The organism is Maribacter sp. 6B07 (assembly GCF_002700155.1).
Classification (GTDB): domain Bacteria; phylum Bacteroidota; class Bacteroidia; order Flavobacteriales; family Flavobacteriaceae; genus Maribacter; species Maribacter dokdonensis.
This window is the reverse complement of record NZ_PDUT01000004.1, coordinates 697,516-723,393: the sequence shown is the minus strand read 5'-3', so window position 1 is coordinate 723,393 and position 25,878 is coordinate 697,516. Positions and strand designations below refer to the sequence as shown.

Genomic DNA, 25,878 nt, shown 5'->3' with positions numbered 1-25,878 from the left:
TTGTTTCACTCTAAAAAGAACAACAATGGCAATTTATACAAAAGAAGAAGCAAGAAAAATATTGGAGAAGGCATTGAGCTTTTCCAAAGCCGATACCTGCGAGATTAATTTAAGCGGGTATAATAGTGGTAATATAAGATATGCAAGAAATACAGTATCTACATCTGGGTACAGTTCTAACCAAAGCTTGGCGGTACAGTCTAGCTTCGGTAAAAAATCAGGTACGGCAACTATTGATGAGTTCGATGATGCATCATTGGAAAAAGTAGTGAGAAGGGCTGAGGAGTTGGCACAACTTTCTCCTGAGAATCCTGAGTTTATGGAGCCTTTAGGTCCGCAAGAGTATGATGAATCGATCACATATAGCGAGTCAACAGCAAACATAACGCCTGAGTATAGAGCAGAAGTAGCCAGTAGCAGTATTGTACCTGCAGCTGCAAAAGATGTTACCGCAGCAGGATTTTTAAACGATTCGGCAGGTTTTAGCGCTATGATCAACTCTAAGGGGTTATTCGCTTACAATCAATCTACAGATTTAGAGTTTACAGTAACCATGCGTACCAATGACGGTACCGGTTCTGGTTGGGTAACAAGAGATTTTAACGATGTAGATAAGTTCGATGCGGAAGAAGCTGCAAAGACCGCAATTGATAAAGCGGTACTTTCAAGAGAGGCAAAAGCAATAGAGCCAGGGAAATACACGGTAATATTGGAACCAGCCGCTTCGGCAGATTTGTTACGTAACATGTTCCGTTCGTTAAACGCGCGTTCTGCAGATGAGGGAAGGAGTTTTATGTCCGCTCCTGAAGGTAAAAATAAGATTGGGGAAAAAATAGTGGATGAGCGTGTCAATATTTATTCAGACCCATTGCACCCAGAAGTACCTACAGCTACTTGGAACGGAGAGGGGCAACCTATAAAAAAGACAAGTTGGATTGAAAACGGAGTGGTGAAGAACTTGGCGTATGACCGTTTTTGGGCAAAGGAAAAAGGTGTGGAGCCAGTTCCTTTTCCGTCGAACGCAATTATGGCTGGTGGCGATGCCAGTTTAGAGGATTTGATCAAGAGCACTAAAAAAGGAATTTTGGTAACACGTTTATGGTATATACGTAGCGTAGATCCACAGACCTTGTTATATACGGGACTTACTAGAGACGGAACCTTCTACATAGAAAACGGTGAAATTAAATATCCTGTAAAAAACTTCAGGTTTAATGAGAGTCCGATCATCATGCTGAACAATCTAGAAACTCTTGGAAAACAAGTACGTATCAACGGTAATTTAATACCCTATATGAAGGTGCGCGACTTTACGTTTACCAGTCTTTCAGATGCGGTGTAAGGCATCATAAAGCACTATAAACTGGTTGATTGTGACATTTCACATCAGCCAGTTTTCTTTTTTCAAGCGGAATAAAAACACTAATTACTTGCCCTTGAGCAACGAATTTTTCTTTACGAGATTACAGTATGAATCCGGCGATTGGGATGTGGATCAGCGCATGCCATCCAACCTGCTGAATTCATTGGTAGAGTACACCACCTTGAAAGTGGATACGCAAGAGAAGATAATCACCTTGGCAAGCGATGATATTTTCAAGAGTCCGTTTTGTTATATCTCAGGTCATAAGTTGGTAGAGTTTACCAAGAAGGAAAAAGAAAATTTTGAAAAATATGTGCGCAATGGAGGCTTTGTTTTTGCCGATGACTGCAATCACGATATAGACGGCTTGTTCGCAAAATCCTTTGAGCGGCAAATGGAAGAAATATTTGGTCCTTCCGAATTAAAAAAAATACCCAACGACCATGAAATCTATACCATATTCTTTGATTTTGAAGACGGTCCACCCACCACATCACAAGAGCTGAACGGCTGGGGCGATGATTTGGTGCACGATTATTTAAAGGCAATAGTCATCAATGGTAGAATAGGAGTGCTGTACAGCAATAAAGATTACGGTTGCGAGTGGGATTATGATTTTAGAAACAAACGTTGGTACAAAATAGACAATACACGGTTTGGGGTCAACATTGTCATGTATGCCCTAACCTCATAAACATATTTTTGAATGGATAAAGAATTACAACGCATTGCAGATGAGGTAGAAATGCTTTCCGGTAAATTAAGTGCTTTAAAGCAAGAAATCGGGAAAGTGATTATTGGGCAAGAAGAAACCGTATCTCAATTACTGATTACGTTTTTAGCTGGTGGTCATGCATTGTTAGAAGGGGTTCCCGGTTTGGCAAAAACACTAATGATCAGGACTTTGGCAAATGCCATAGATTTAAAGTTTAAAAGAATACAGTTTACGCCGGATCTAATGCCTTCGGATATTATTGGGACAGAGATTTTAGAAGAAGACCATACTACGGGCAAAAAGTTCTTTAAGTTCAATAAAGGTCCTATTTTCTCTAATATTATTTTGGCGGATGAAATTAACCGTACACCACCAAAAACACAAGCTGCATTGTTGGAAGCTATGCAGGAGTTTGAGGTAACTTACGGAGATAAAACCTATCCGTTAGATAAGCCATTCTTTATTTTGGCTACACAAAACCCCATTGAGCAGTCTGGTACATTTGTTTTACCCGAAGCACAGCAAGACAGATTCTTGTTGTACATAAAAATAGGATATCCAACACAGCAAGATGAAGAAGCCATTTTAAAAGCGACCACGGGTACCTTTAAAAAGAAATTGAACCGAGTTATTTCGGGCGATGATATTGTGCGTTTGCAACAGTTGGTAAGAGAGGTATCCATCAGTGATGCGCTCATCAGTTTTGTGAGTGATATCATCAGGGCAACCCGCCCAGAAACCACGATCGATGCGTATGTAAAAGACTGGGTAGATTGGGGGGCAGGTCCGCGTGCAGGTCAAGCTATGATCTTAACGGCAAAGGCTAATGCCTTGTTAGAAGGTAGGTTAGCGGTAACATTAGATGATATTAAAGCAGTGGCATTGCCCGTACTTAGACATAGGGTTTTAGTGAATTTCAGGGCAGAAGCGGAAGGCATTACGTCTGATAATGTGGCAACCCATTTACTGAGTGCCATTCAACTAAGAGGTAAATAATAACTCTCGATTATCGAGTTTATGGCAAAACAGGACTATCAAGATTTATTAAAACCAGAGGTCATCAATACAGTTGAGGGACTTTCCTTAATATCGCGCATTGTGGTAGAGGGCTTTACGGCGGGTTTAAATAGAAGTGCCAGTGTGGGTCCTGGAATGGAATTTAGTCAGTACAGAGGTTACGAACCCGGTGACGATTTACGGCTGTTAGATTGGAAAATGTTGGCACGCTCGGGCAGGTATTACATCAAACAGTCGGAAATTGAGAGTCAGGTAACTATTAAGTTTATTGTAGATACCAGTGCATCTATGCTGCACAAGGAAACCGAATTGTCAAAGGTAGACTTTGTTCGCGTGTTGGTGGCTACCTTAGCCTATTTGGCGCATAGGCAAGGTGATGCCGTGGGCTTATTCGCTTTAAATGAAAAAGATGCAATTAGCATATATCCTAAAGCAAATAAAAAGCATTATAACAGGTTGCTGTTAGAGTTGATTAAACTCTCAAACACTGGCAAGTGGCCTGCAGCCCATATTTCAAACAAGCGCATACCGAACAGAGGAGGGAAGGAGCTAATTTTTTTCTTAACGGATATGTATGAAACCGGTGACGAGATTTCAAAATTTATAAAGGGATTAAAATCCGCCAAGAACGAAGTGGTGGTTTTGCAAATTATGGGTGCTGCCGAAATGGATTTCAATTACGGTGCTAATATCACTTTTGAGGATTGGGAAACAGGGGCAAGAATAAAAGTAGATACGCAGCAGGCAAAAACCGAATATTTGAATGCTCTTGAAAACAGATTGAAAAATATTAAAGAAGAATTGCTATCTAACGGAATAGACCATCATGTATTTAGAATGGATGCACCTTTGGGCGAAGCACTTCAGTTATTTTTAAAACAACGAAAAAGAATCGGTTAGTATGTCATTTGCACATCCTTCATATCTATGGGCTTTATTGGGACTTCTGGTTCCCATAGCCATCCATTTATGGAGTAAAAAGGAAGCAAAGACCATAAAAATTGGTAGTGTACAGTGGTTATCAGAATCAAAATCAAAACAATCTAGCAGTATTCAATTGAATGAATGGTGGTTGTTGGTATTACGCATGGGCATGGTTTCGCTATTGGTATTATTGATGGCAAAACCACAATGGCATTCAAAAGTGAGTACTACATCCCTGACTTACATCATTGAACCAGAGCTTGTACAGCATACTGATTTTATGTCTCGCTTCAATGAAATAACCGATGATCAGGAAATTAGACTGTTGCGTAAAGGCTTACCGTTAAAGGAAAATGAACAAGACATAACTGCGCAGCATTTCCTACCTGATTATTGGGCTCTGGCATCTGAAATGGATGCCCTGCAGACCGATAGTATTGTTGTCTTTACCAAGGGTTTTGCAATAGGGTTAAAAGGAGCCAGACCAGTAACCAAGCATAAGATGCATTGGGTAGTCATTGATTCCGCATTAGCGATAGAGACACCTTTACTAGCCTATAAAAAGAAGAACGGTTTACAAGTGTTTACAGGCGAGAGTACTCCGTTTGACACTAAAGTCACCAATAAAAATATCAACTTAGGCGATGAATTTACGCTTAGCAATAATGGGGATAGCTTAGTAATTGCAGGAAAGAATCCGTCTAAGAAAATTCCTGTGTATGTTCAGAAACCCATTAAAATAGCACTTCATTATACCGATAGTTTACAGAAGGACAAATTGTATATAGAGGCAGCGTTAAAGACACTTTCCATTTATTTGGATAGGGAGATTCAGGTAGAATCTAGCTTAGATACTGAAGTAGTATCGAACAAAGAAGTAGATGCGATGATTTGGCTGAGTACGAAACCTGCCCCTAAAACGGCTAAAAAGTTACTAGCTTTTAAAGAGGATGCGCTATCGCAATCAATGATAATTGCCGGTGTAGCCGAGCATAGTTTCTATTTGACCAAACGAATTAACTCAGAGAACGCGGTTACGGAGCGATTAACGGAGCAATTGTTGCAAATGCTGGAAATCAATGATGAAGTTGAAAAATTAGTAGCTGAGGTGGATCATCGTTCGGTAACTGCGGCTGAATTGGAAACCACTTATACACCTAGTAAAAAGAAGCAAAAACAATTGGCAAGTCAGCATGTGAATCCGTACTTATGGTTAATACTTTTAGTATTGTTATTGGTAGAACGCTTTGTAGCATATAAACGCAAACAGTGATGGAGCAGGGCAAGTTGCATTTAGTCAAATTTCAAAAGCGATGGCAGTTGTTGTCATACGCCGAGACAGTTCTGTATGCCTTGGGAATTGCCGTACTATGCTATTTTGTTACTGAAAACGTATGGTTTGGCTTGGCATTATTTATTATAAGCGTGCTATTTTTTGTTTTCATTAAAAAGCCTTGGAAGCATAATTTGAACGCTACCAGTTCATATATAGATGCCCACGTTTTAGAAGCATCTTTTAGTACGGGATTGTTATTACAACCAGAAGACAACTTATCCAATTTAGCGAGGTTGCAACGCTATAAGGTATCGGAAGAACTCACCAAAAGATTGGGAGATATAAGTCCGCCAAATGCCTTAAAACAAGCATTTTTAGTTATGCTAGGTTGTATATTACTCGGCTTTGTTTTGCACAAATTGGCTATATTTCGCGGGGTTGTAGATGAGCTGAACAATCCGAAAAATACAGAGCAAATTCAGTTCGTGGCAACGGATAGTGTACAAGCTAAAAGCAGTATACCGGCAATTGAGCAGCAGGAAATACGGGTTATTTATCCGTCGTACACAAGATTGGGGAGTAAAACTACAGCAGACCCAAATATAAAGGCTGTTACCGGAGCTAAAATTCAATGGAAGTTACAATTTGATGCCGCAGTTGTAACACCGGTATTAGATGTGATGGGCGAGTTAATACCCATGCAAAAATCAGAAACAGGTTATCAAGTGCAATTGCCTCTAACAGCATCAGGTTTTTATAGTTTCAAATTTCAAAATGAAGAAGGAACAGAGTATACATCCGATTTGTTTTCATTGGAGGCAGTAGCGGATAATCCGCCAGAAATAGAGGTTTTAGGATTGGAGCAATACACCTATTTTGATTTTTCCGATAAAAAATTGGTAGAACTGCAAAGTACCATTACAGATGATTTTGGAATTGATGAAAGCTACATTATTGCAACGGTAAGTAAAGGAACGGGAGAGTCTGTAAAGTTTAGGGAAGAAAAATTGAATTTTAAGGAAGCCATTTCAAAAGGAACCAAATCTACACGAGCCACCAAAACACTAGATTTGAATGCCTTGAAAATGGAAGTAGGCGATGAGCTATATTTTTATATAGAAGCCTTTGATGAAAAACAGCCGAAGCGTAATGTGGCACGTAGCGAAACGTATTTTGCAGTAATCAAAGATACCGTGGGAGAGCAATTTGGTGTAGAAGGAACTTTAGGCGTAGACCAAATGCCCGATTATTTTAGAAGTCAGCGACAATTGATTATAGATACCGAGAAATTAATAAAGGATAAACCCAGCATTTCAATTCAAGAATTTAAATCGAGAAGTAATGAATTGGGGTTTGACCAAAAAGCGTTGCGCCTTAAATACGGACAGTTTATGGGCGATGAATCTGAGATAGAAGTAGCACCTGCCGTGAACGAAAGTCATGAAGAAGGTGAAGACCATGATCATGCTGAAGATCAAGAAAATATACTAAAAGAATTTATGCATGACCATGATGGTGATAACGAGCATAACTTGGTAGAACAGCATGGGCACGAACATGAAGAAACAAGCGAAGAACCAGAAGACCCTTTACATGATTACCTTCATAATCATGATGATCCAGAAGAATCTACCTTGTTTGAAGAATCGTTAAAAACCAAATTAAGAAAGGCATTAAGTATCATGTGGGATGCCGAATTACATTTGCGATTGTACGAGCCAGAAAAGTCGTTGCCATTTCAATACGAGGCTTTAAAATATATTCAAGAAATAAAGAACAGTGCTCGTATTTATGTGCACCGAATAGGATTTGACCCACCACCGATTAAGGAAGAGAGCCGACTTACCGGAAAAATAAAGGACATTAAAAATTATAGTAAAAACGAAACTACTAGTGCAGATTTACCTTTTGAAGGTATTAAAAACGCAGTTAGCCGATTGGAACAGTTGGTGCAAGGCGAACAGGAGTTTAAAGAGGATGATACTATACTTTTTACCGCTGCAGGCAATGAGCTGGCACAATTGGTAATAGAAAACCCGGGTAAATATTTGCAGGTCTTGCAAGGGTTAAAAAGTATAGAGAACAACACAGGAAGAACCCTTGAAAATTACCAATTCGTTCAAAAAGGATTGTTATTGGCTTTGCCAAGTACACCGCAGGTGCCCGGATCTGAAAAAGTGTATACAGACGAAATTAATTCACTATTTCTAAAACAATTGGAAGTGTATGATTGATGGAATTTCGTTTGTACAGAAAGAATTGCTACTACCTATAATTTTATGTGGTGTATTGTTATTTGCTGCATTTATTTTTAAGGAATGGCAAACACGAAACAAGGGCAGGTTTACTTTAAACGCTATAGTTGCATTTATAACATTGTTCGCCTTAATATTAATTGTTTTAGAACCTAGCAAAGAAGTAGAAATACAGCACAAGCAAGGACTACTCTTAACCGAAGGCTACCGAACGGCACAACAAGATAGTTTAGAGTCGATTTACCTGGGGATTCAGGTATTGGAATATAACCACAAGCAATCGGTTCGTAGGGCTTTAGATTCGCTCACAAGTCTGGTTGTTATTGGCGATGGAGTAGCACCTTACGATTTTTATAAGTTCGATAGTATTCCAACAAGTTATTTAGCTAACGAAATTACACCAGGTATTACCAAGGTAAAATTTAATAATCATCTTGTTTTAGGGGATAAGTTTAGGCTGAATGGAACTTATGCTAAATCGAAGCCAGGTTCCATTTTGGTATTGCAAGATTCACGCGGTAATGGTTTGGATTCCATTATTTTAGAAGACAGAAGTTTGCAAAATTTCTCCTTAAAAACAGTCCCAAAAGTTAGTGGTGATTTTATTTTTCGATTATCCGAAAAAGATAGTGTGGGCAAGATGTTAGCATCGAATCCGCTACCAATTACGATTCGTAAAAAAGAACCTATTCGTGTGTTGATTGTAAACACTTTTCCAACATTTGAAACAAAATACCTCAAGAATTTTTTAGCGGATGAAGGGTATCAAGTTACGGTTCGTAGTCAGCTGACAAAAGGCAAGTTTAAGTTCGAGTATTTTAATACGAAAGCGTCGCCAATTTATCAATTTACCGAGGAAAGCTTAAGTAAGTTCAATGTGGTTATTACAGATACCGAAACCTATTTCAATTTCGGAAAAACGGTAAAAGATCACTTTGAAAATAGCATACGTGAAAACGGATTAGGCTTGTTTATTCAACCAACGGAACTACTGTTTAAACTTGGTAAAGCAATGCCTTATTTTAGTTTTAAAAGCGATGGCGTAAATGAGGTGCAATTACCCAATAATACCGTAAACATAGAAAAATATCCATTTACATTTAATGAAACATTCGCTGTTAATGCTATAGATTCAAATGAACTTGGAAAATTATCGTATTACAAGCAATTGGGCTTGGGTAGAGTTGCAACCACAACATTGTTAAATAGTTATCAATTATTGTTGCAGGGAAAGAATCACCCCTATAAGAGCATTTGGACTCAGATTTTAGATAAGATCGTACAACGAAAAGAACAAGTGGTAGCATGGCAATCGCAAACGGAATTGCCAAAAGTGGGCGAGCCTTTCTCTTTTGTATTACGTACCGGTTTGGAAAATTTTCAGGTACTGAATACTGAAGAAAAACGTATTCCATTGCTACAAGATGCAAGCGTATCTTTTAAATATTCGGGTACTACATATCCGAAGAAAGCAGAGTGGAATACTTTGGAAGTAGAGGGCGACAGTACAACTCAATTTTCCTATTACGTTTACGATGCCGATGATTGGAAATCTTTAAGTGCCTCGAATACAAGAGCTGCTAATACTAAAAAGTTTGGTAAAGAAATAAAAGAAAATAGGACAGTTATGGTGAACCGTCCTATATCGCTACTATTGCTTTATATATTGTTTCTATTGGGAATTGGATGGTTATGGTTGTCTCCAAAATTATCATCCCAAAGTTAAATCAGTTTTAATGTGGTAGTTTGTCCTTTAGCAAACCGTAAACGAATGTGCCTAGAATAGCACTTGCAATTACGATTAAGATAGAAAAGTAACCAGCGCCTGCAAGCACGTACATAGGACCTGGGCAAGCACCTGCCAACGCCCATCCTAATCCAAAAATGATTCCACCAATCAAATAATTGGTAACACCTTTTCTTTTGGGGTGCAAGTTCATTTCTTTTCCTCCAATGGCTTTGATGTTATTTCTTTTAATAATCTGAACGCCTATTACCCCTAAAACAAGGGCAGAGCCAATAATGCCATACATATGGAAAGAGCCAAATTGGAACATTTCATAAATACGAAACCACGAAGCAGCTTCAGATTTATACATGATAATGCCGAAAAATATACCTATGGTTAAATAACTTAAATACTTCATGTTAACTAAAAATTAGGGGGAATAAAAGGTGAATCATAACCAAGCCGCCAATAAAGAAACCTATCACGGCAATTAAAGAAGGCAACTGTAAATTACTTAGTCCGGATATAGCGTGACCACTGGTACAACCACCCGCATAACGAGCACCAAACCCAACCATGAATCCGCCTAAAATTAGCACGGCAAGTACAAATGGATCAGTTAGGTTTTCAGAGGCAAAAAGCTCCGTAGGTAAATAAGCTTCACCCGCGCTTTCAATTCCGTAATCCGTTGAAAGTTGTTGTGCAACTTCAGGATTTATTTTTACTGTATTGTTGGACATAAATTGAGAAGCGATAAATCCGCCAATAACAGCACCAAGAACAACAATTAGATTCCAGCGTTGTGCTTTCCAATCGAACTTAAAGAAATCGGAATATTTTGCGGCACCACCAATAGAACACATGGTTCTAAGGTTAGAAGACATGCCAAATTGTTTGCCTATGTACAGTAGTACAAACATGGTTAAGGCAATTAAAGGTCCGGCCACATACCATGGCCAAGGATCGTAAATCAAATTCATAGTCATATTTTGAAACGCAAAGAAATGGAATTTAAAACACTTGCTTGGTAACCAATGTTACACAAGTTAGCGCTCTAAGAGTTTGATCAATTTAAAAGATTTGAGTAAATGGAAAAGCCCCGGAATAATTAAGACACCGCCTACAAGTAAAGAAATGCCCAAAACGTTCATAACACTATCAGGAACAGGTTGATCATAAATGCTGATGCTACCTGTGGTAGTGAAAAGTATTTTTGGAAAATGAGTAATAGTAGCCGCAAATAGAATAAAGAATATTTGAATGCCTGCCAATGCCCTAGAAATGATTCTTCTACCGGATTTAATACTTTTCCATAGCGGAAACAATAAAATGCCGGAAACTATAATGGCAGAGATAGACCAGATGTTACTAATGAAATCTACAACAAAAGCGATACCTGACAAATACCCATATGCCAATGTTATAAAACCCAAAGAAACTACTACTATAGTTGCTATAGAGGCTTTTCTCATGTACATGGATTTACTGGTGTCATCTACCTCGCCAATTAGAAATACCGATGCCAAGAAAGCACAAAGGGCTGCATAAAAGAATCCCGTTAAAATGGAAAAAATATTGAACCAAGAGTGTACATAAACTTCCAAAAAACTATGGTTTTCCATTTGTGATGGATTAATAATGTCTCCACTGACCACGCCGCCCATGGTAAGGCCTAAGAATATTGGGGTAACTAGACTAGAGGTTTTAAACATCCAATCATATAAAATTTGAGAACTGTCTTTATAGGCATCATAATATCGAAATACAAAGGCAACACCTCTAAGGGTTATACCCAATAACACCAGGGTCAATGGAATATGTAGTGCGAGTACTAAAATGTTGTAGTAATGGGGGAAGGCGATCCATAGAATCACGATTAAAATAATGATCCAAATATGGTTGGCCTCCCAAACTGGACCCATTACTTGGTAGACGGTCTTCTTATTGATAGCTTGGTTTTCTTTAGAGGAGAACAACTCAATGATTCCCGCGCCAAAATCTGCTCCAGCCAGTAAAACGTAGAGCAATAAAGAAATGGCAAGAAAGGCTAGTACAACGTAGATCATGCTTCATTGGTTTTAACACTGTTCAAGAATTTAATTTGCCTTGCCATTAACCATGTTACTGCAATGGTCAATATGGTATATACAGCTATATAAGTGTACAAACTAAATACAATACCTGGCATTGGGGTAACGGCATCTTTGGTTTTCATAATGTTGTGTATGATCCAAGGTTGCCTACCAACTTCGGTAACGATCCAACCAGCTTCAAGGGCAACAAAGCCCAATGGAGCTAAAAGCGCAAATAACAACCAGAATTTTGGCATATTGAACCAAGATTTCTTTTTGTACTTGGCTACAAAAAATAGCATTCCCGCTATCATTAAAAGAGAGCCTAGTCCCACCATGGTCTGAAAAGCGTAATGGACCATGGCAACATTAGGTTGCTCATCTTTAGGAAAATCATTTAATCCTTTTACTTCGGCATTAAAATCACCAAAAGCAAGAAAGGATAAGGCATTGGGAATTTCCAACTTGTACTTGACCTCTTGAGTTTCGTTATCCACAATTCCGCCAATATAGAGCGGAGCTCCTTTTTTGGTTTCGTAATGCGCTTCCATGGCAGCCAACTTAACGGGTTGCCTTTCTGCAATATCCTTGGCAGAAAGATCTCCGCTTAAGGGCTGTAGAATAGCAGCTATGGCGGCAAATGTTATGGCTATTTTAAATGCTTTCTTATGTAGCTCAACATTACGTTTTTTATAAACTTGGTAAGCATGAATACCTGCTACGGCAAATCCTGTAGCCGTAAAAGCGGCTAAGGTCATATGCAAAGCTTGGGTAAACCATGCAGGATTAAATAGTGCTTTTATCGGATCGATATTTAAGAATTCGCCATTAATGTAATCAAAACCGGAAGGTGCATTCATCCAACCATTGGCGGAAACTACTAAAATACCGGACATTACTCCAGATATACCTACGATGATACCGGTGAACCAGTGAAAAGTTTCAGGAATTTTTTTCCATCCGTAAAGGTAAAATCCTAAAGCAACGGCCTCCACAAAAAATGCTGCACCCTCTAATGAAAATGGCATTCCAATAATAGGACCTGCATGTTTCATGAATTCAGGCCACAAGAGACCTAGTTCAAAGGAAAGTGCAGTACCGGATACGGCACCTGTAACAAAGAAAATGGCAACACCTTTTTGCCAAGATTTTGTGAGTGTAAGGTAAATGGGATTGCGTGTATTCAACCATTTTTTGTGGGATACCACCATAAAAAATGGCATAACCATACCAATGCAGGCGAACACAATATGGAAAATAAGGGTAAACGCCATTTGTAGTCTTGCAGCATCTATATTTTCCATAATCCACCTGTTTTAAATATGGATATAAAGATACGAAACGGTGTGTTTTTCTTACGTTACAAAGGTTACCTAAATCAAAAGAAAAGTGTTAAAAATCCATATGGTTCGCTGGTTATGGCATTAAGATATAACCATCTAATTGATAATTGGCCAGCACCATCATTGCAGAAAGACCAAGTTGTGTGTTTGGGTTAAGATCTTCGTCTCCAATACCTCTAGAAGCTGTTGCTTGAGCGCAAACATAGAATTGTACTCCGTAGTCCTTTAAAAGCTGTATAACCTCTGCATTAGGGTTTTCTTTCTCATATTTGGCTTTGTATTTTTCGTCGTTCAAAGCCGTGAATGTTGCACCACCATGTATGGCAGCAACAATATTTATATTGTCAGCGGAAACACCACCCGAGCCTAACATGTTTATTAAACGGGCAATTTTAAAATAACCAATATTGGTACCATGCATTTCACGGTCATCCTTAAGGTCAAAAACGATATTATATTTTTTAGAAGCATCGGGTTGAACTGCTACGTCCTTGAATTCTTTAATTTTTCCGTAACCGTTTATGATCGGGGTCGTCCATTCCTGAGCGGTAGTAAGTTGTATTGCCATAATTGTTATTAATAAAAGAAGCGCTTTTTTCATGTGTTTCGGTATTTGAAATGATTGTAAAACTGGTTTGAATCTAGAAGTACTAATTTCTACATTTTTGTATAGTAATGAAAGTAAGTTAATGTATTTAACGCAAGTGTAACTAGGGTTACTGTCATTATGGTGCAATAATTATAGATTCGTTATTTAAATTAGCGTTAGATTACATTTATATGGGTGATTTACGAATTTTGGCGAAACAATTTTTTAGGTTGTTTACAATTGTGTTTGTATTAATAGGTCTAATTTTTATTTGGCTTTTTACCTATGAACCCAATACTTCCGCTGGAGTTTCAAATGAAGGTGGAAAGGAAGAAGAAGTTGTTTGGCAACCTAAAAATCCCATTTCTGAAATAGAAAACATGCCTATTGAAGTCAAAAAGGGATATTACCTAATATCGGAGACTTCAAGGTATATGGGGCCTGGGGCAGCAAAAACCGAAGATAGGTATAGCGGTAACAACTTGGCATGTTCCAATTGCCACTTACAAAAAGGAGCCCAGGCAGGTTCAGGTTCTTGGGTGGGAATTTTAGAACGTTTTCCGCAATTTGGTGGTAGGGGCAATAAAATTGGGACTATAGAAGACCGCATTAATGGTTGTATGGAACGCAGTATGAACGGTAGAATGCTTCCACCGGATTCAGATAAACTTGTGGCCATTGTTGCCTATATGAATTGGTTGAGCGAAGGCTTACCTGAAGATAGAAAGGCGGAATTTAAAGGGTATCCAAAGATTAAAATTCCGGATGAAAAGGTAGATTTAGTAAAAGGTAAGCAAGTGTATACCAAAGAGTGTGTTATTTGCCATGGAGAAAACGGAGCTGGGGTTTTGAGTCTAGAGGATAACAACAGTTATACGTACCCACCATTGTGGGGAGAAGATAGTTTTAATGATGGTGCGGGTATGCACAGGGTAATTACGTCGGCGGAATTTATAAAGAGTAACATGCCCTATTTACAAGCCACTTGGGATAATCCTAAGCTAACCGATGAAGAAGCATACCATGTAGCGGGTTATATTAATAGCTTTAGCAGACCACATAAACTAAGTACGGAAAAAGATTATCCCGATAAAAAGCTAAAACCGGTATCTACACCCTACGGTCCTTGGGTAGATGATTTTACGCCCGAGCAGCATAAATATGGACCGTTTCCACCTATAATGGACTTCTACAAGGAGAAATACGGAATCACTAAAACAAAGTAACCCCATGCGATTTGTATATCTGTTCATTATTTGTTTGCCTATATTTTCTATTGCACAGGATTCTGTAGCGGTAAAGAAAAAAGGAACCCTTTCAGGGCAATGGCGTACGTATTATATGATGACATCAAATAAGGGGGAGTTAAAAGACTTTAATGCTTTGGCAACCGGAGGTAAACTAAAGTATCAGTATAATTTATTGGAAAATTTAGAAATAGGTGGGGCATTGTATAATTCTACGAATTTAGGGTTACAAGATTTAACCATACCAGATGTAACAACCGGAAGAATTAGTAGATATGAAGAAGGATTGTTTGATAGGTTGGATTTAGAAAACGATGCAGTTTTTTTATTGGGAGAACTGTATGCGAAATATAAATTAAATAAGCACACCTTTACATTAGGTAGAATGAAGATCAATACACCCTTGATCAACCCCGAAGATGGCAGAATGATACCTACTTTGGTACAAGGCTTTTGGTATTGGTTTAATGCGGAAAAGGCAAAGTTTCAATTGGGCGTTTTAAATGAAATAGCACCGCGGTCAACCGGAGAGTTTTTTGATATTGGGGAAAGTATTGGTACCTATCCAGTAGGTAGAAATATTTATGGTAATACATCGGGGTATGGTGGTAATACTGAATCTGACTATGTATTAATGGCAAATGCGGAATTTAAGCTGTCAAAAGAATTTAGTGTAAATGTTTGGAACCAATATGTGGATAACGTCTTTAATGCTGTCTATATAAAACCTAAATTAAAAGTATCTAAAACTATTAGTTTAGAAGGGGAGTGGCTGCATCAAAATAAGGTAGGTGATGGTGGTAATACTATAGATTCTCTCAGGTATTACAATCAAAATTCATCGGACATATTAGGGTTAAAAATTGGGTATAAAAGTAAAGTAGGTTTACTATCATTAGGTTACGATAGAATATTGCCGAACGGTCAATTTTTATCACCTAGAGAGTGGGGTAGGGAAGACTTGTTCAGTTTTCAGAAAAGAGAACGTAGTGAAGGCTCTGCAGATAATCATGCACTAGTGTTCAACTATGTTTATACTTCTAATATAATTGATGAAGAATTAAATCTAAAAACTATTTTAAGCATAGGAAAACATTGGAAGGGTAGCGTAACCGATGCTACTTTGAACAAATACGCATTACCAGATTACACCCATATTAATTTAGATGTTTTCTTTACGATTAAAAAGTTAAAACATTTACAACCAGAACTATTGATCACTTCTAAAATTGCAAATGGGAATATTCCGAACAACCCTAACCTATATTTCAATAAGGTTGATATGTTTCATTTAGATATAATTTTCAATTACAATTTTTAAACTATTCAACGGTATGGTAGTTAATGGTAAATATAATTAGCCCTACTTTCTCATTTTACAAGTATTTATCCCTAACAATGAATATAGCGGGCAAAAGCTTATAAAAGTAGTTAAGATTAAAACACCGGCCACTGCTGCCATTATATAGCCTAAAGTACCGGTAACAGTATCAGTATAGAACGTAGTCAACAATGCTACTGCGATAAAAAGTCTGATGAAACGGTCTGTGCTTCCCATATTTTTTTTCATAATATTAGTTTTAATGGTTTTTGATGTATTGTTATATGTAATGTTGTCCTAAGTTTTTAGACCTATATCAAAGGCAATGGTTATTCTAAATAACTACTAGCCAAAGTAGTATTAATTGAGCACCTTTGGTATGATATTCGTCATGTTCAAAATTGACCAAAAACAAGGAATTGTATTGTAACTTTGGTTACAGCACCATTAATATGAATAAGGTATTTTTGCAAAAAGTTAGAGGACAATGGAAGCATATGTAGAGGCCTTTTTAAATGCGATTACCGGAACGTTAAGTTGGACATGGAAATCTATCATTTTCAACGTTCCATGGTATCTAAACTATTTTTGGGGATTGATTTTGATTTCACTTATCGTCTGGATATTGGAAATTGTTTTTCCATGGAGAAAAAATCAAGGTGTTTTTAGAAAGGATTTTTGGTTAGATGGCTTTTATATGTTTTTCAACTTCTTTTTGTTTGCCATTGCCATAAGTGGAATTTACAAGATACTGGGGGTTTTCTTTGAAGATATAGGTATTAAAGCCAATAGTTTAGCACTTATAGATATCTCTAATTGGCCTATGTGGGGGCAATTATTACTGTTTTTTATCGTATTGGATTTTGTACAATGGTTTACCCATGTTTTGCTTCATAAATATGCATTTCTATGGAATTTTCACCAAGTACACCATAGTGTAAAGGAAATGGGCTTTGCGGCTCATTTGCGCTATCATTGGATGGAGAATATATTCTATAAACCTTTAAAGACATTTGGGGTTATGATTCTTGGCGGTTTTGAACCGGAACAAGCTTATATTGTTCATTTTGCCGCTATAGCCATAGGTCATTTTAATCACTCTAATATTAAGATTACTTGGGGACCTTTAAAATATGTTTTAAACAATCCGGTAATGCATTTATACCATCATGCTTATGATTTACCAAAAGGTACATACGGTGTAAATTTCGGAATTAGTTTAAGTCTTTGGGATTATATATTTAAAACCAATTACATACCTGAAGATAGTGGGAATGTAAGGCTAGGTTATCCGGGAGATGACGATTTGCCCAAGAGCTTTTTTGGGCAACTGGTACACGGTTTTGCACCAAAAAAGAAAAGTCGGCCTTCTAAGACCGACTAACTTTTTACTCAAATTATAATGTAGTCGGGCAAACAAATTCCGTTACGGGAACACCAGCTTCTTTTATTGCCGCAAATCCTCCTTTGACATCAATTAGGTTATGTATACCTCTACTTTTTAAGATAGACGATGCTATCATGCTTCTATAGCCACCTGCACAATGTAGGTAGAACAATTTATTGTCTGGAAACTTAGTTAAATGGTCATTAATGTAATCTAGCGGCGTATTAACAGCATCTATGATGTGTTCAGATAAAAATTCGGATTCTTTTCTTACATCAAAAACTGGAGGTTTCTCGGTCTCAATTGCTTTTTTAAGTCCGTCTGCATTAACCTGACTTACGGTGTCATACTCCATTGATGCATTTTTCCAAGCATCAAAACCTCCATCTAGGTATCCTAAGGTACCATCAAAGCCAACTCTAGATAATCTGGTGACCGCTTCTTTTTCCATACCTATAGGAGCAACTAACAAAATTGGTTGTTCTACATCTGCAATCAGGGCGCCCACCCAAGGTGCAAAACTTCCGTTCAATCCAATGAATATGGATCGTGGAACATGTCCTTTGGCAAAATCATCTTGATGGCGTACATCTAAAACAATGGCACCGGTTTCATTGGCTGCCGCCTCAAAAGCAGCTGGTGATAAAGCTCTTGTACCACGTTCCAAAACTTTTTTAACGTCCTCATAACCTTCTTTGTTCATTTTAACGTTCAATGGAAAATATTGCGGTGGAGGTAACAATCCGTCGATTACCTCATCAATAAACTCTTCTTTGGTCATATCCGCGCGCAAAGCATAGTTCATTTTTTTCTGGTTGCCTAGCGTGTCTACCGTTTCTTTCATCATGTTTTTTCCGCATGCAGAACCGGCTCCATGGGCAGGATATACAATTACCTCATCTGCCAGTGGCATTATTTTTTCTCTTAAACTGTCATATAAAAAACCTGCAAGATCACGCTCTGTGATTTCTCCCATTTTCTGTGCTAAATCTGGTCTGCCTACATCACCCAAAAACAAGGTGTCACCACTAAAAATGGCATGGTCTTTACCTTGTTCATCTTTTAGTAAATATGTTGTACTTTCCATTGTATGCCCGGGTGTGTGTAGTGCAATAATGGTAACATTACCTAATGTGAACGATTCATTATCCTTGGCTATATAGGCATCAAACGACGGATTGGCCTGTGGACCATATATAATTTTTGCGCCGGTTTCTTTAGCTAACGTTACATGACCACTCACAAAATCTGCATGAAAATGCGTCTCAAAAATATATTTGATCTTGGCATTATTGGAATTTGCTTTTTTAATGTAAGGTTGTACCTCCCGTAACGGGTCAATAATAGCCACTTCACCATTACTTTCAATGTAATAGGCGCCTTGTGCAAGACAGCCTGTATATATTTGTTCTACTTTCATTGTACTATATATTTTGATTAATACCACAAAATTATCTTATGTGATGCAGGTGTACAGTGACATTGGTCACATAAGAAAAATTTTACCTAAAGAATTCCATGTAGAATATAAAAGCGGCCATTACTAATATGAAATAGCCAAAACCTTTCTTTAGTTTGTTACCGTCAATGAAATTGCTAAGGTAGCTACCTATGAAAATGCCTATCAATGAAAGAAAGGTGAAAAGCGCTAAAAATTGCCAATCGATAAGCATAGTCATTGCATCACCTAATAAGAAACCCAACAAAGATTTTATAGCGATGATGATCAAAGAAGTGCCAACGGCAACCTTCATTTCAACGTTTGCTAAAATGACCAATGCCGGTATAATTAAAAATCCGCCCCCTGCGCCAATAAGTCCCGTAATACTGCCCACCAATAGACCTTCCAACAAAATTAGAGGGTAGTTATAGGCAACCGTTCCGGTATTCTCAATACATTTTTCTTTTTTTAGCATTGAGTAAGCTGCTGGGATCATTAAAATAGCAAATAGCCCAAACATGGCCATTCTACGTGTAAATTGAAAACTATCTATTTCGAATAAAATGTTCGGTAATGCCGGTACAACATAATGTCTTACCAAGGTTACACCTATAATGGCCGGAATACCAAAAACGATAGCGGTACGCCAATCTACGTAACCTTTTAAATGTTGTTTATAACCACCTACCAGTGCGCTTGCACCAACTATAAAGAGAGAATACGCAGTTGCAGCTTTTTCATTAATTGAAAAAAGATAGGCTAAAACGGGCACGGCAAGAATGGAGCCTCCCCCGCCAATAAGACCTAAAGATATACCAATAATTAGGGCGCTGATGTATCCTAAAATATGCAATACTTCCATGTAATTTATTTAGTAGCACAAAAGTAGAGCGGTGTGGAAACCTGTGCAGTAACAAAGGTTACAGAGGTATTATAAATCTAAAATTTTTAAATAGTTACGGTGTAGTTTTATTTTTCCCATTTCTTCCAACTTTTTTAAAAGTCTAGAAATTACGACCCTAGAACTATGTAGGTCATATGCAATTTCTTGATGGGTACTATGAATAATATCATCTTTTGTTACTCTGGCTTTTTCCTTTAAATAACCAATTAAACGTTCGTCCATTTTTTGGAACGCAATATTATCCAAGGTATTTAAAAGCTCATTTAATCTCTCATGGTAACTATTGAATACAAAATTTCGCCAAGACTTATATTTGGTAGTCCATTCTTCCATTTTTTGAATAGGCACCATGATCAGTTTGGTATCCGTTTCGGCTATGGCCCTAATTTCACTTTTATTATCTCCCATGCAGCAAGCCATGGTCATGGAACAGGTATCCCCTTTTTCCAGATAGTATAGCAGTAGTTCATCGCCATCTTCATCTTCTCTTAAAATCTTAATAACACCAGAAATTAGTAAAGGCATACCCCTTACAAAGTCGCCGATCTCCATGAGTTTGAAACCTTCCGGCACTTCTTTGAACGTACCCACTTGAACTATTTCATTAATAAGCTCATTTTCGAATGTTTTACCATATGCTGCGGTCAAGTCTTGGATCATGTTCGTGTTAATTGATATTCTTAGCTATTTTCTTATCATAGGTAAAAAACATGTTTGCCCATATGGATTTTGAAACCGCCGCGATCCATGGCATTGTCAGTACTAGGGCAACCACAATACTTATGAATAGGCTTACCAATGAAAGTTGTAAATTAAAAATCAAGGACAAAACATATGTTGCAACGGCAACGGCAATACCAACGGCATACGAAACATACATAGATCCGGTATAGAAACTGGGTTCTATGCTGTATTTTAACTTACACTTAGGGCAATGGTCTTTTACCTTGTTGAAATTACTTAATTTATAGGGATTAGCTTCAAAGAATTCCCCTTTATGGCATCTAGGGCATTTTAAAAAGAGGATACTGTACAATTTAGAGCCTTTTAAAAACATAGAAGTACTTTATATATCAAAACTATGATAACTGAATATGCTATACGGTAACATTGGTTACATAGCATGTTTTAAACTGTTTTAATGTTCATGAAAAGTTAGGGGTATTACTTTTCTATTGAACTGATATAAATCATATTTTTTGGTTTTTATGACGTGTATGTTTGTTATTAAATAAGATAAATATGTGCTCGCTTGTTCAAAAGTATAATGTACCAGGACCCAGGTATACAAGTTACCCTACCGTACCTTTTTGGGATGTAAATACCTTCTCAGGTAAGAAATGGGAAGAAACGGTGAAAAAAAGTTTTCATGCCAGTAATTCTTTGACCGGTATCAGTCTCTATATTCATTTACCGTTTTGCGAAAACATGTGCACGTTCTGCGGATGTCATAAGCGAATTACCAAAAGGCATGATGTAGAATTACCTTATATAAAATCGATCTTAAAAGAATGGAGTTTGTACAGGGCAATGTTCGATGAAAAACCAGTTATAAAAGAATTGCATTTGGGTGGTGGTACACCTACTTTTTTTAGTCCAGAACATTTAGTGTTTTTAATTGAGGGTATTTTAAGACACGCCGATAAAGCCCCTGATGCCGAATTTAGTTTTGAGGGGCATCCTAACAACACCACCAAAGAACATTTACAGGCATTATATGATGTAGGGTTCAGAAGAGTAAGTTTTGGAGTACAGGATTACAATGAAACCGTTCAAAAAGCAATACACAGAATTCAACCTTTTGATAATGTAAAAAATGTTACTGATTGGGCTAGTGAAATAGGATATACATCAATAAGTCATGATATCATTTTTGGGTTACCGCATCAAAAACTTGAACATGTGATAAATACTATTGAAAAGACCAAGGAGCTTAAACCGGACCGTATTGCTTTTTATAGTTATGCACATGTGCCCTGGTTGGCAGGTAATGGGCAAAGAGGCTATAATGATGAAGATTTACCGGCTGGTGATGAAAAGCGAAAACAATATGAACTTGGCAAAGAACTCTTGTTAAAATTTGGCTATCACGAAATTGGAATGGACCATTTTGCGCTTGAGACCGATAGTTTATATCAAGCGATGGAGAAGGGAAGTCTACATAGAAATTTTATGGGCTATACAAGTTTTAATACCCATTTAATGGTAGGCTTAGGAGCTTCTAGTATAAGTGATAGCTGGTTTGGTTTTGCACAGAACGTGAAAAATGTAGAGGAATATCAAAATCTGGTGGAAAATGATATTATACCGTTATATAGAGGACATATTTTAACGCATGAAGATCAAATAATTAGAAGGCATATATTAAATTTAATGTGCCAGTTTAAAACAACTTGGACGGCCTTTAAGCTATATCTGCCGCAAATGGATGACATTCTAGGTCGACTTAAAGAATTGGAAGAAGATGGAATAGTAACCGTTAAAGAAAATAGTTTAACCATTACAGAAAAGGGTAGACCATTTGTGCGAAATGTGTGTATGGCATTTGATTTGCCTTTACAAAAGAAAAAGCCAAATACTCGGTTGTTTTCAATGACCGTTTAAAGTATATCACCGTCAGTTTAATTACTAAATACAAAATCATGAAAAAAATTATAGTACTTACAGATTTTTCAGAACCTTCGGAAAACGCCTTAAAAGCTGCTGCGGATCTGGCTAAAAAGCATGATGTGGAACTTTTTGTGGTGCATATGTTAGAGCTTAACCAAGCCATATTGACCTCACCGGATGGTATGTATATTGAACAGACCGTCTTTTTAGTAAAACTGGCAGAGAAAAACTTGGAAGAGTTTCTACAAAAACCATATTTAGACGGCATAAAAGTGACACCGGTCATTAAACATTATAAAGTTTACAGTGAGTTGGATGCTATTGCAGAAGAACACAATGCAGATTTAATAGTAATGGGCTCTAATGGTTCTAGTGGGTTTGAAGAAATATTCATTGGTTCAAATGCCGAAAAGGTAGTTAGAAATGCTACTGTACCGGTATTGGTCATAAAAGGTGAAGTAAATGGCCTAAGCATTGATAGATTTGTATTTGCCTGTGATTTCAATGACGATAACTTACCGGCTTTTCAAAAAGCCAGAGAGTTTGCAGACATGATCAATGCTAAAATGGAAGTAGTGTTCATAAATACGCCTAATGATGCCTTTATGAGCAATAGGGATGCATATCAAAAAATAAATAAGTTTCTTACGAAAGCGAATGCCGCCGTTCAGGTTGAAATCTACAATGACTATAGTGTAGAGCAAGGAATCTTAAATTATGGTAATACCATTTTAGCAGATGCCATTGCAATGCCTACCCATGGTAGAAAAGGAATTTCACATCTGTTTAATGGCAGTATAGGGGAAGATGTTGTCAACCATGCAAGAATACCCGTGATTACCTTTAAAATATAGCAGCTAACCAAAGCCTATAAGCAAAATCAACCCCAAGGAAATTTATCTCCTTGGGGTTGTTTATTTACATACGATAGATGATGGATTAGTTTCCTAAGTGCTCATTGTAAAATTTCCAAGCTTGCTGTGCAACATCTCTCCCTAATTTTAACCCTGCAACATTATCCGCTTGTATATGATAACCGCCCATTACCCTAGATATGCCCGCCATATTTGCAGCCTCGGTAAATGTAGGAAAGGTAATGGTCACGGGTTTTCCATAATACGCCGTATCTATTTCGGTTAAGCTACCGGGAATTAGTTCCACAGACTCTCCAAAGTAATCGTTACCGGTAAATAAACGTAACACTTCTGCGCAACCACCGCTAATGGTGCTATGACCGGAAGTATAACTTGGAAATGGTGGACAAAGAAAAATATCTGGGGAATAAGGCCTCCATTCCTGTCCGTTCATTTCAACTATTCCTTTACCTGGTCCGCCCCAGGCTTTTATTTTTTTATCCTTATAGTACTCATGTACTAGGGCATAAGGTCTTGCGTAATCATAGAACATTTTTGAATCCCAAGAAGCAATAAAAGCATCCATCGCAGTAATTTCCGTTAAGAAATACATTTTTACATCTTGGTCTAATGTATGATTGTCGCGACGAGAAACGTCTTGTGCAAATTTAAGCCAGTGTCCTGCCTGTTGCACAGATTGTGGACCGTCTCGCATAAATTCCACCAGAGCTTTGTCCTCATCAGAAAGGTTGGCTTGTAAATCGACCACTTCTTTTACTTCTTCTTTTAATTGCTCTGAACCAACCATTGGTGGTGGTCCCGGTCTAAATTGATCGGCAGATGACATAGTGATCGGTTTAACCTTTTGCCAGTATGGTGTAAGGCATCCTGGGGCATACTGACCTCCGTTGCCATCGGAGAAATATTTTGGTTGCCAACGGTTGATATCGGTACTTTCATCTGCGGTATTTACTGGGCTATAATGGGTATAGTCAAAATAAGCTTCTCCGTTAGAGCCTTCCACTTCACCATATTGGTTGCTGCCATCATTTTTTCTTGCATCTATTATAGCTTTGGCAGATAAATTACCAATACCTTCAGGCGTTGTTGGATCTGTAGAGGTATTGTCAGAATCTAAACCTAATTGAACCATGAATTCCCTGAACAATTTGGTATCGGAATAGTAGTATTCTTTCATAGCACCAAAAGCAGCGTAGCTTATAGCTATTTCTTTGTTTTTAAGGGTCTGTTCGCTTAAAGGCCTTCTATCAATATTGGTCAAGTAAACAGGAATGGCATTTTCATCATATCTAGACCAGGCATCAAAGATAGAAGTAAAGATTAAACCCAAATAGCGAGATGTAATGGTAGGTCTGGGTTTAAATTTCTCTGTGTCCGATGCGGTGGCATCCAAAGCCATTTTCCCCCATTTATAGGCAATATTGTCAACACCCTTTGGTTCTTCAGGTTTTTCTTGTCCGAAATTGATGGTAGCGGATATCACGATAAATGCTACCGATAAGAGTAACTTATAATTCATGCTTGTAGTGGTTGGTTGTTTTTTTGGTGTTTTAAATATAATAATGAGTTTTCAACCATTAAAATTTAAGCTGTAAGAACATTCTGCATATAATCAAATAATTGCTGCATTTGAGGTTGTCCTTTCTTTTTACCGCGTCTACCTGCAAAATAGAGAACAAACCACAGCGCAATAAGTACTATCATGATGATGATCTGAATATGGTATTCTTTATGTAAAGATGCACTGGAATATGCCCATATTGCTACAATGATAAACAGGGTTGCAATGACAAAGTGAACAAACATAAAGAAGGTCCATAGGGTAGGGTTAGGTCCAAAAATGCCATATAATTTACAACTGCCATCATCCTTATCCTCAAATTCTAAGTGTAGTTGTGGCGACCAAAAATGATTTTCCCTTTCATTGAATTTGATAAAAATATGCTCGCCCAATCTCTTGACAAGAAAAGGAGGTTCGGCAGCATGTTCAAATTTCGAAATTATAAATTCCTTAGGTTTGGTCACTTGCATTTGAAACCTTGGGCGAAGCACTATTTCGTTCGGTAGCGGTTTCATAAGATTCAATTTATTTGGTTATCGTCATTAGTTATGACATTCTATAGCACTAGATACCAATTGGGTAACTGGAGCAGGGGATACATAAGGAATACCCAAGCCAAGACCTCTAAGAATAAAAAGCGCACCAATAATAATTACAAATACGGGAATGGCTTTTTGCACTTTTTGTCTAATGCCTCCTTTTAATAAGTTGCTAAAATAAATGGCAGCCGTCATTAGCGGTAAAGTACCAACGCCAAAAAGCATCATATATAAACTGCCCTGCAAAACATCACCCATGGCAATAGAACCAAAAAGAGCTATATATACTAAACCACATGGTAAAAAACCATTTAGAAAACCAATGGTTAAAAATGTATCGGGCGATTTCTTTTTAAGCTCTTTTCCCAGTTGATTTTTAACTTTTGATATGACTTTGTAAATAGGTTTGGACAAGTTGTACTTGTTGAAAGTCTGATACGGAATCAAAACAATCAGGATCATTATAATACCAATAGCAATAGAAAGTTTCTGTTGTATACCAAAGATGGAAAGCCCTTTACCCAATAATCCGAATACAAGACCTATGATGCCGTAAGCCAATAGACGACCAAAATGATAGATAAATATTTGACCGAATTTTTTATAATTATTTGTTCTATCTACGGGAAGCATAAAGGCAATGGGTCCGCACATACCTACGCAGTGCAAACTTCCCATAAGACCTAGTATAAGGGCAGATAATAACATGG

25 protein-coding genes are annotated in these 25,878 nt (G+C 37.6%); 12 read left to right on the top strand and 13 right to left on the bottom strand.

Annotated features, from left to right (window positions below; translation table 11 throughout):
• Nucleotides 1–25: 25 nt before the first annotated feature.
• From CSC80_RS17470 to CSC80_RS17440, 7 genes are all read left to right on the top strand, one after another.
• Complete coding sequence (locus tag CSC80_RS17470) at nucleotides 26–1,342, top strand: TldD/PmbA family protein (RefSeq protein WP_058105550.1); 1,317 nt, start codon at nucleotides 26–28, stop codon at nucleotides 1,340–1,342.
• A 94-nt stretch (nucleotides 1,343–1,436) separates the two neighbouring features.
• Entirely contained in the window at nucleotides 1,437–2,057 is a 621-nt protein-coding gene (locus tag CSC80_RS17465; protein ID WP_089260575.1) for a DUF4159 domain-containing protein, read from the top strand.
• Between the two features lie 12 nt (nucleotides 2,058–2,069).
• Nucleotides 2,070–3,074, top strand: coding sequence for a MoxR family ATPase (locus tag CSC80_RS17460; RefSeq protein WP_099193225.1), 1,005 nt, complete (start codon nucleotides 2,070–2,072; stop codon nucleotides 3,072–3,074).
• A gap of 21 nt (nucleotides 3,075–3,095) precedes the next feature.
• Nucleotides 3,096–3,995: a DUF58 domain-containing protein gene (locus CSC80_RS17455; RefSeq protein WP_099193224.1), complete on the top strand. Its 900-nt coding sequence runs from the start codon at nucleotides 3,096–3,098 to the stop codon at nucleotides 3,993–3,995.
• Nucleotide 3,996: 1 nt separating this feature from the next.
• Nucleotides 3,997–5,292 carry a BatA domain-containing protein gene (locus CSC80_RS17450; RefSeq protein WP_099193223.1) on the top strand — a complete coding sequence of 432 codons (1,296 nt, stop codon included), beginning with the start codon at nucleotides 3,997–3,999 and terminating at the stop codon, nucleotides 5,290–5,292.
• Nucleotides 5,292–7,529: a tryptophan-rich sensory protein gene (locus CSC80_RS17445; protein WP_236973429.1), complete on the top strand. Its 2,238-nt coding sequence runs from the start codon at nucleotides 5,292–5,294 to the stop codon at nucleotides 7,527–7,529. The genes CSC80_RS17450 and CSC80_RS17445 overlap by 1 nt, the downstream gene beginning before the upstream one ends.
• Entirely contained in the window at nucleotides 7,522–9,276 is a 1,755-nt protein-coding gene (locus tag CSC80_RS17440; RefSeq protein ID WP_099193221.1) for a hypothetical protein, read from the top strand. Before CSC80_RS17445 ends, CSC80_RS17440 begins: the two co-directional genes overlap by 8 nt.
• A gap of 7 nt (nucleotides 9,277–9,283) precedes the next feature.
• Here the strand turns inward: CSC80_RS17440 and CSC80_RS17435 are convergent, their stop codons facing one another.
• From CSC80_RS17435 to CSC80_RS17415, 5 genes are all read right to left on the bottom strand, one after another.
• Nucleotides 9,284–9,697 (bottom strand): DUF6691 family protein, encoded by a 414-nt coding sequence (locus CSC80_RS17435; protein ID WP_091603114.1) that lies wholly within the window; start codon nucleotides 9,695–9,697, stop codon nucleotides 9,284–9,286.
• A gap of 1 nt (nucleotide 9,698) precedes the next feature.
• Entirely contained in the window at nucleotides 9,699–10,259 is a 561-nt protein-coding gene (locus tag CSC80_RS17430; RefSeq protein ID WP_058105558.1) for a YeeE/YedE thiosulfate transporter family protein, read from the bottom strand.
• A 66-nt stretch (nucleotides 10,260–10,325) separates the two neighbouring features.
• Complete coding sequence (locus tag CSC80_RS17425; RefSeq protein ID WP_058105559.1) at nucleotides 10,326–11,345, bottom strand: cytochrome d ubiquinol oxidase subunit II; 1,020 nt, start codon at nucleotides 11,343–11,345, stop codon at nucleotides 10,326–10,328.
• On the bottom strand, nucleotides 11,342–12,655 hold the full coding sequence (locus CSC80_RS17420) for a cytochrome ubiquinol oxidase subunit I (protein WP_099193220.1): 1,314 nt from the start codon (nucleotides 12,653–12,655) through the stop codon (nucleotides 11,342–11,344). Before CSC80_RS17420 ends, CSC80_RS17425 begins: the two co-directional genes overlap by 4 nt.
• 112 nt (nucleotides 12,656–12,767) lie before the next feature.
• Complete coding sequence (locus tag CSC80_RS17415) at nucleotides 12,768–13,295, bottom strand: DsrE family protein (RefSeq protein ID WP_099193219.1); 528 nt, start codon at nucleotides 13,293–13,295, stop codon at nucleotides 12,768–12,770.
• A gap of 179 nt (nucleotides 13,296–13,474) precedes the next feature.
• Here CSC80_RS17415 and CSC80_RS17410 point away from each other — a divergent pair, with 179 nt between their 5' ends.
• Together CSC80_RS17410 and CSC80_RS17405 are read left to right on the top strand one after the other, a co-directional pair.
• Complete coding sequence (locus CSC80_RS17410; RefSeq protein ID WP_099193218.1) at nucleotides 13,475–14,509, top strand: c-type cytochrome; 1,035 nt, start codon at nucleotides 13,475–13,477, stop codon at nucleotides 14,507–14,509.
• Nucleotides 14,510–14,513: 4 nt separating this feature from the next.
• Nucleotides 14,514–15,851 carry an OprD family outer membrane porin gene (locus tag CSC80_RS17405; RefSeq protein WP_143751766.1) on the top strand — a complete coding sequence of 446 codons (1,338 nt, stop codon included), beginning with the start codon at nucleotides 14,514–14,516 and terminating at the stop codon, nucleotides 15,849–15,851.
• Nucleotides 15,852–15,893: 42 nt separating this feature from the next.
• Here CSC80_RS17405 and CSC80_RS17400 read toward each other — a convergent pair whose 3' ends face one another.
• Nucleotides 15,894–16,100, bottom strand: coding sequence for a DUF2892 domain-containing protein (locus CSC80_RS17400; protein ID WP_071342453.1), 207 nt, complete (start codon nucleotides 16,098–16,100; stop codon nucleotides 15,894–15,896).
• A 238-nt stretch (nucleotides 16,101–16,338) separates the two neighbouring features.
• On the opposite strand from CSC80_RS17400, the gene CSC80_RS17395 reads away from it, so the two are divergent.
• Nucleotides 16,339–17,235 carry a sterol desaturase family protein gene (locus CSC80_RS17395; protein WP_099193216.1) on the top strand — a complete coding sequence of 299 codons (897 nt, stop codon included), beginning with the start codon at nucleotides 16,339–16,341 and terminating at the stop codon, nucleotides 17,233–17,235.
• Between the two features lie 13 nt (nucleotides 17,236–17,248).
• Here CSC80_RS17395 and CSC80_RS17390 read toward each other — a convergent pair whose 3' ends face one another.
• The 4 genes from CSC80_RS17390 to CSC80_RS17375 all read right to left on the bottom strand — a co-directional run bounded on the left by CSC80_RS17390 (nucleotide 17,249) and on the right by CSC80_RS17375 (nucleotide 20,640).
• On the bottom strand, nucleotides 17,249–18,658 hold the full coding sequence (locus CSC80_RS17390) for an MBL fold metallo-hydrolase (RefSeq protein WP_099193215.1): 1,410 nt from the start codon (nucleotides 18,656–18,658) through the stop codon (nucleotides 17,249–17,251).
• Between the two features lie 82 nt (nucleotides 18,659–18,740).
• Nucleotides 18,741–19,541 carry a sulfite exporter TauE/SafE family protein gene (locus tag CSC80_RS17385; RefSeq protein ID WP_099193214.1) on the bottom strand — a complete coding sequence of 267 codons (801 nt, stop codon included), beginning with the start codon at nucleotides 19,539–19,541 and terminating at the stop codon, nucleotides 18,741–18,743.
• A 69-nt stretch (nucleotides 19,542–19,610) separates the two neighbouring features.
• Nucleotides 19,611–20,243 carry a Crp/Fnr family transcriptional regulator gene (locus CSC80_RS17380; protein WP_071339754.1) on the bottom strand — a complete coding sequence of 211 codons (633 nt, stop codon included), beginning with the start codon at nucleotides 20,241–20,243 and terminating at the stop codon, nucleotides 19,611–19,613.
• Nucleotides 20,244–20,250: 7 nt separating this feature from the next.
• Complete coding sequence (locus CSC80_RS17375) at nucleotides 20,251–20,640, bottom strand: DUF983 domain-containing protein (RefSeq protein ID WP_099193213.1); 390 nt, start codon at nucleotides 20,638–20,640, stop codon at nucleotides 20,251–20,253.
• A gap of 185 nt (nucleotides 20,641–20,825) precedes the next feature.
• Between CSC80_RS17375 and hemN the strand changes: the two genes are divergently transcribed.
• Entirely contained in the window at nucleotides 20,826–22,187 is a 1,362-nt protein-coding gene (gene hemN / locus CSC80_RS17370; protein ID WP_099193212.1) for an oxygen-independent coproporphyrinogen III oxidase, read from the top strand.
• Between the two features lie 38 nt (nucleotides 22,188–22,225).
• Nucleotides 22,226–23,047, top strand: a complete 822-nt coding sequence (locus CSC80_RS17365) for a universal stress protein (protein ID WP_058105570.1) — start codon at nucleotides 22,226–22,228, stop codon at nucleotides 23,045–23,047.
• Nucleotides 23,048–23,132: 85 nt separating this feature from the next.
• Here CSC80_RS17365 and CSC80_RS17360 read toward each other — a convergent pair whose 3' ends face one another.
• From CSC80_RS17360 to CSC80_RS17350, 3 genes are all read right to left on the bottom strand, one after another.
• Nucleotides 23,133–24,587, bottom strand: coding sequence for a vanadium-dependent haloperoxidase (locus CSC80_RS17360; RefSeq protein ID WP_099193211.1), 1,455 nt, complete (start codon nucleotides 24,585–24,587; stop codon nucleotides 23,133–23,135).
• 65 nt (nucleotides 24,588–24,652) lie between these two features.
• On the bottom strand, nucleotides 24,653–25,144 hold the full coding sequence (locus CSC80_RS17355) for a GTP-binding protein (protein ID WP_091603146.1): 492 nt from the start codon (nucleotides 25,142–25,144) through the stop codon (nucleotides 24,653–24,655).
• Between the two features lie 27 nt (nucleotides 25,145–25,171).
• Nucleotides 25,172–25,876 (bottom strand): sulfite exporter TauE/SafE family protein, encoded by a 705-nt coding sequence (locus CSC80_RS17350; RefSeq protein ID WP_099193210.1) that lies wholly within the window; start codon nucleotides 25,874–25,876, stop codon nucleotides 25,172–25,174.
• Nucleotides 25,877–25,878 lie beyond the last annotated feature (2 nt).

What these genes read in the sequence shown, in the direction of transcription:
- CSC80_RS17430 (WP_058105558.1), bottom strand. Translation starts at nt 10,259, where the DNA reads ATGAATTTGATTTACGATCCTTGGCCATGGTATGTGGCCGGACCTTTA.
- hemN (WP_099193212.1), top strand. Translation starts at nt 20,826, where the DNA reads ATGTGCTCGCTTGTTCAAAAGTATAATGTACCAGGACCCAGGTATACA.
- CSC80_RS17470 (WP_058105550.1), top strand. Translation starts at nt 26, where the DNA reads ATGGCAATTTATACAAAAGAAGAAGCAAGAAAAATATTGGAGAAGGCA.
- CSC80_RS17380 (WP_071339754.1), bottom strand. Translation starts at nt 20,243, where the DNA reads ATGATCCAAGACTTGACCGCAGCATATGGTAAAACATTCGAAAATGAG.
- CSC80_RS17415 (WP_099193219.1), bottom strand. Translation starts at nt 13,295, where the DNA reads ATGAAAAAAGCGCTTCTTTTATTAATAACAATTATGGCAATACAACTT.
- CSC80_RS17440 (WP_099193221.1), top strand. Translation starts at nt 7,522, where the DNA reads ATGATTGATGGAATTTCGTTTGTACAGAAAGAATTGCTACTACCTATA.
- CSC80_RS17450 (WP_099193223.1), top strand. Translation starts at nt 3,997, where the DNA reads ATGTCATTTGCACATCCTTCATATCTATGGGCTTTATTGGGACTTCTG.
- CSC80_RS17435 (WP_091603114.1), bottom strand. Translation starts at nt 9,697, where the DNA reads ATGAAGTATTTAAGTTATTTAACCATAGGTATATTTTTCGGCATTATC.
- CSC80_RS17460 (WP_099193225.1), top strand. Translation starts at nt 2,070, where the DNA reads ATGGATAAAGAATTACAACGCATTGCAGATGAGGTAGAAATGCTTTCC.
- CSC80_RS17425 (WP_058105559.1), bottom strand. Translation starts at nt 11,345, where the DNA reads ATGATCTACGTTGTACTAGCCTTTCTTGCCATTTCTTTATTGCTCTAC.
- CSC80_RS17420 (WP_099193220.1), bottom strand. Translation starts at nt 12,655, where the DNA reads ATGGAAAATATAGATGCTGCAAGACTACAAATGGCGTTTACCCTTATT.
- CSC80_RS17405 (WP_143751766.1), top strand. Translation starts at nt 14,514, where the DNA reads ATGCGATTTGTATATCTGTTCATTATTTGTTTGCCTATATTTTCTATT.
- CSC80_RS17455 (WP_099193224.1), top strand. Translation starts at nt 3,096, where the DNA reads ATGGCAAAACAGGACTATCAAGATTTATTAAAACCAGAGGTCATCAAT.
- CSC80_RS17360 (WP_099193211.1), bottom strand. Translation starts at nt 24,587, where the DNA reads ATGAATTATAAGTTACTCTTATCGGTAGCATTTATCGTGATATCCGCT.
- CSC80_RS17445 (WP_236973429.1), top strand. Translation starts at nt 5,292, where the DNA reads ATGGAGCAGGGCAAGTTGCATTTAGTCAAATTTCAAAAGCGATGGCAG.
- CSC80_RS17410 (WP_099193218.1), top strand. Translation starts at nt 13,475, where the DNA reads ATGGGTGATTTACGAATTTTGGCGAAACAATTTTTTAGGTTGTTTACA.
- CSC80_RS17385 (WP_099193214.1), bottom strand. Translation starts at nt 19,541, where the DNA reads ATGGAAGTATTGCATATTTTAGGATACATCAGCGCCCTAATTATTGGT.
- CSC80_RS17365 (WP_058105570.1), top strand. Translation starts at nt 22,226, where the DNA reads ATGAAAAAAATTATAGTACTTACAGATTTTTCAGAACCTTCGGAAAAC.
- CSC80_RS17375 (WP_099193213.1), bottom strand. Translation starts at nt 20,640, where the DNA reads ATGTTTTTAAAAGGCTCTAAATTGTACAGTATCCTCTTTTTAAAATGC.
- CSC80_RS17350 (WP_099193210.1), bottom strand. Translation starts at nt 25,876, where the DNA reads ATGTTATTATCTGCCCTTATACTAGGTCTTATGGGAAGTTTGCACTGC.
- CSC80_RS17355 (WP_091603146.1), bottom strand. Translation starts at nt 25,144, where the DNA reads ATGAAACCGCTACCGAACGAAATAGTGCTTCGCCCAAGGTTTCAAATG.
- CSC80_RS17390 (WP_099193215.1), bottom strand. Translation starts at nt 18,658, where the DNA reads ATGAAAGTAGAACAAATATATACAGGCTGTCTTGCACAAGGCGCCTAT.
- CSC80_RS17395 (WP_099193216.1), top strand. Translation starts at nt 16,339, where the DNA reads ATGGAAGCATATGTAGAGGCCTTTTTAAATGCGATTACCGGAACGTTA.
- CSC80_RS17400 (WP_071342453.1), bottom strand. Translation starts at nt 16,100, where the DNA reads ATGAAAAAAAATATGGGAAGCACAGACCGTTTCATCAGACTTTTTATC.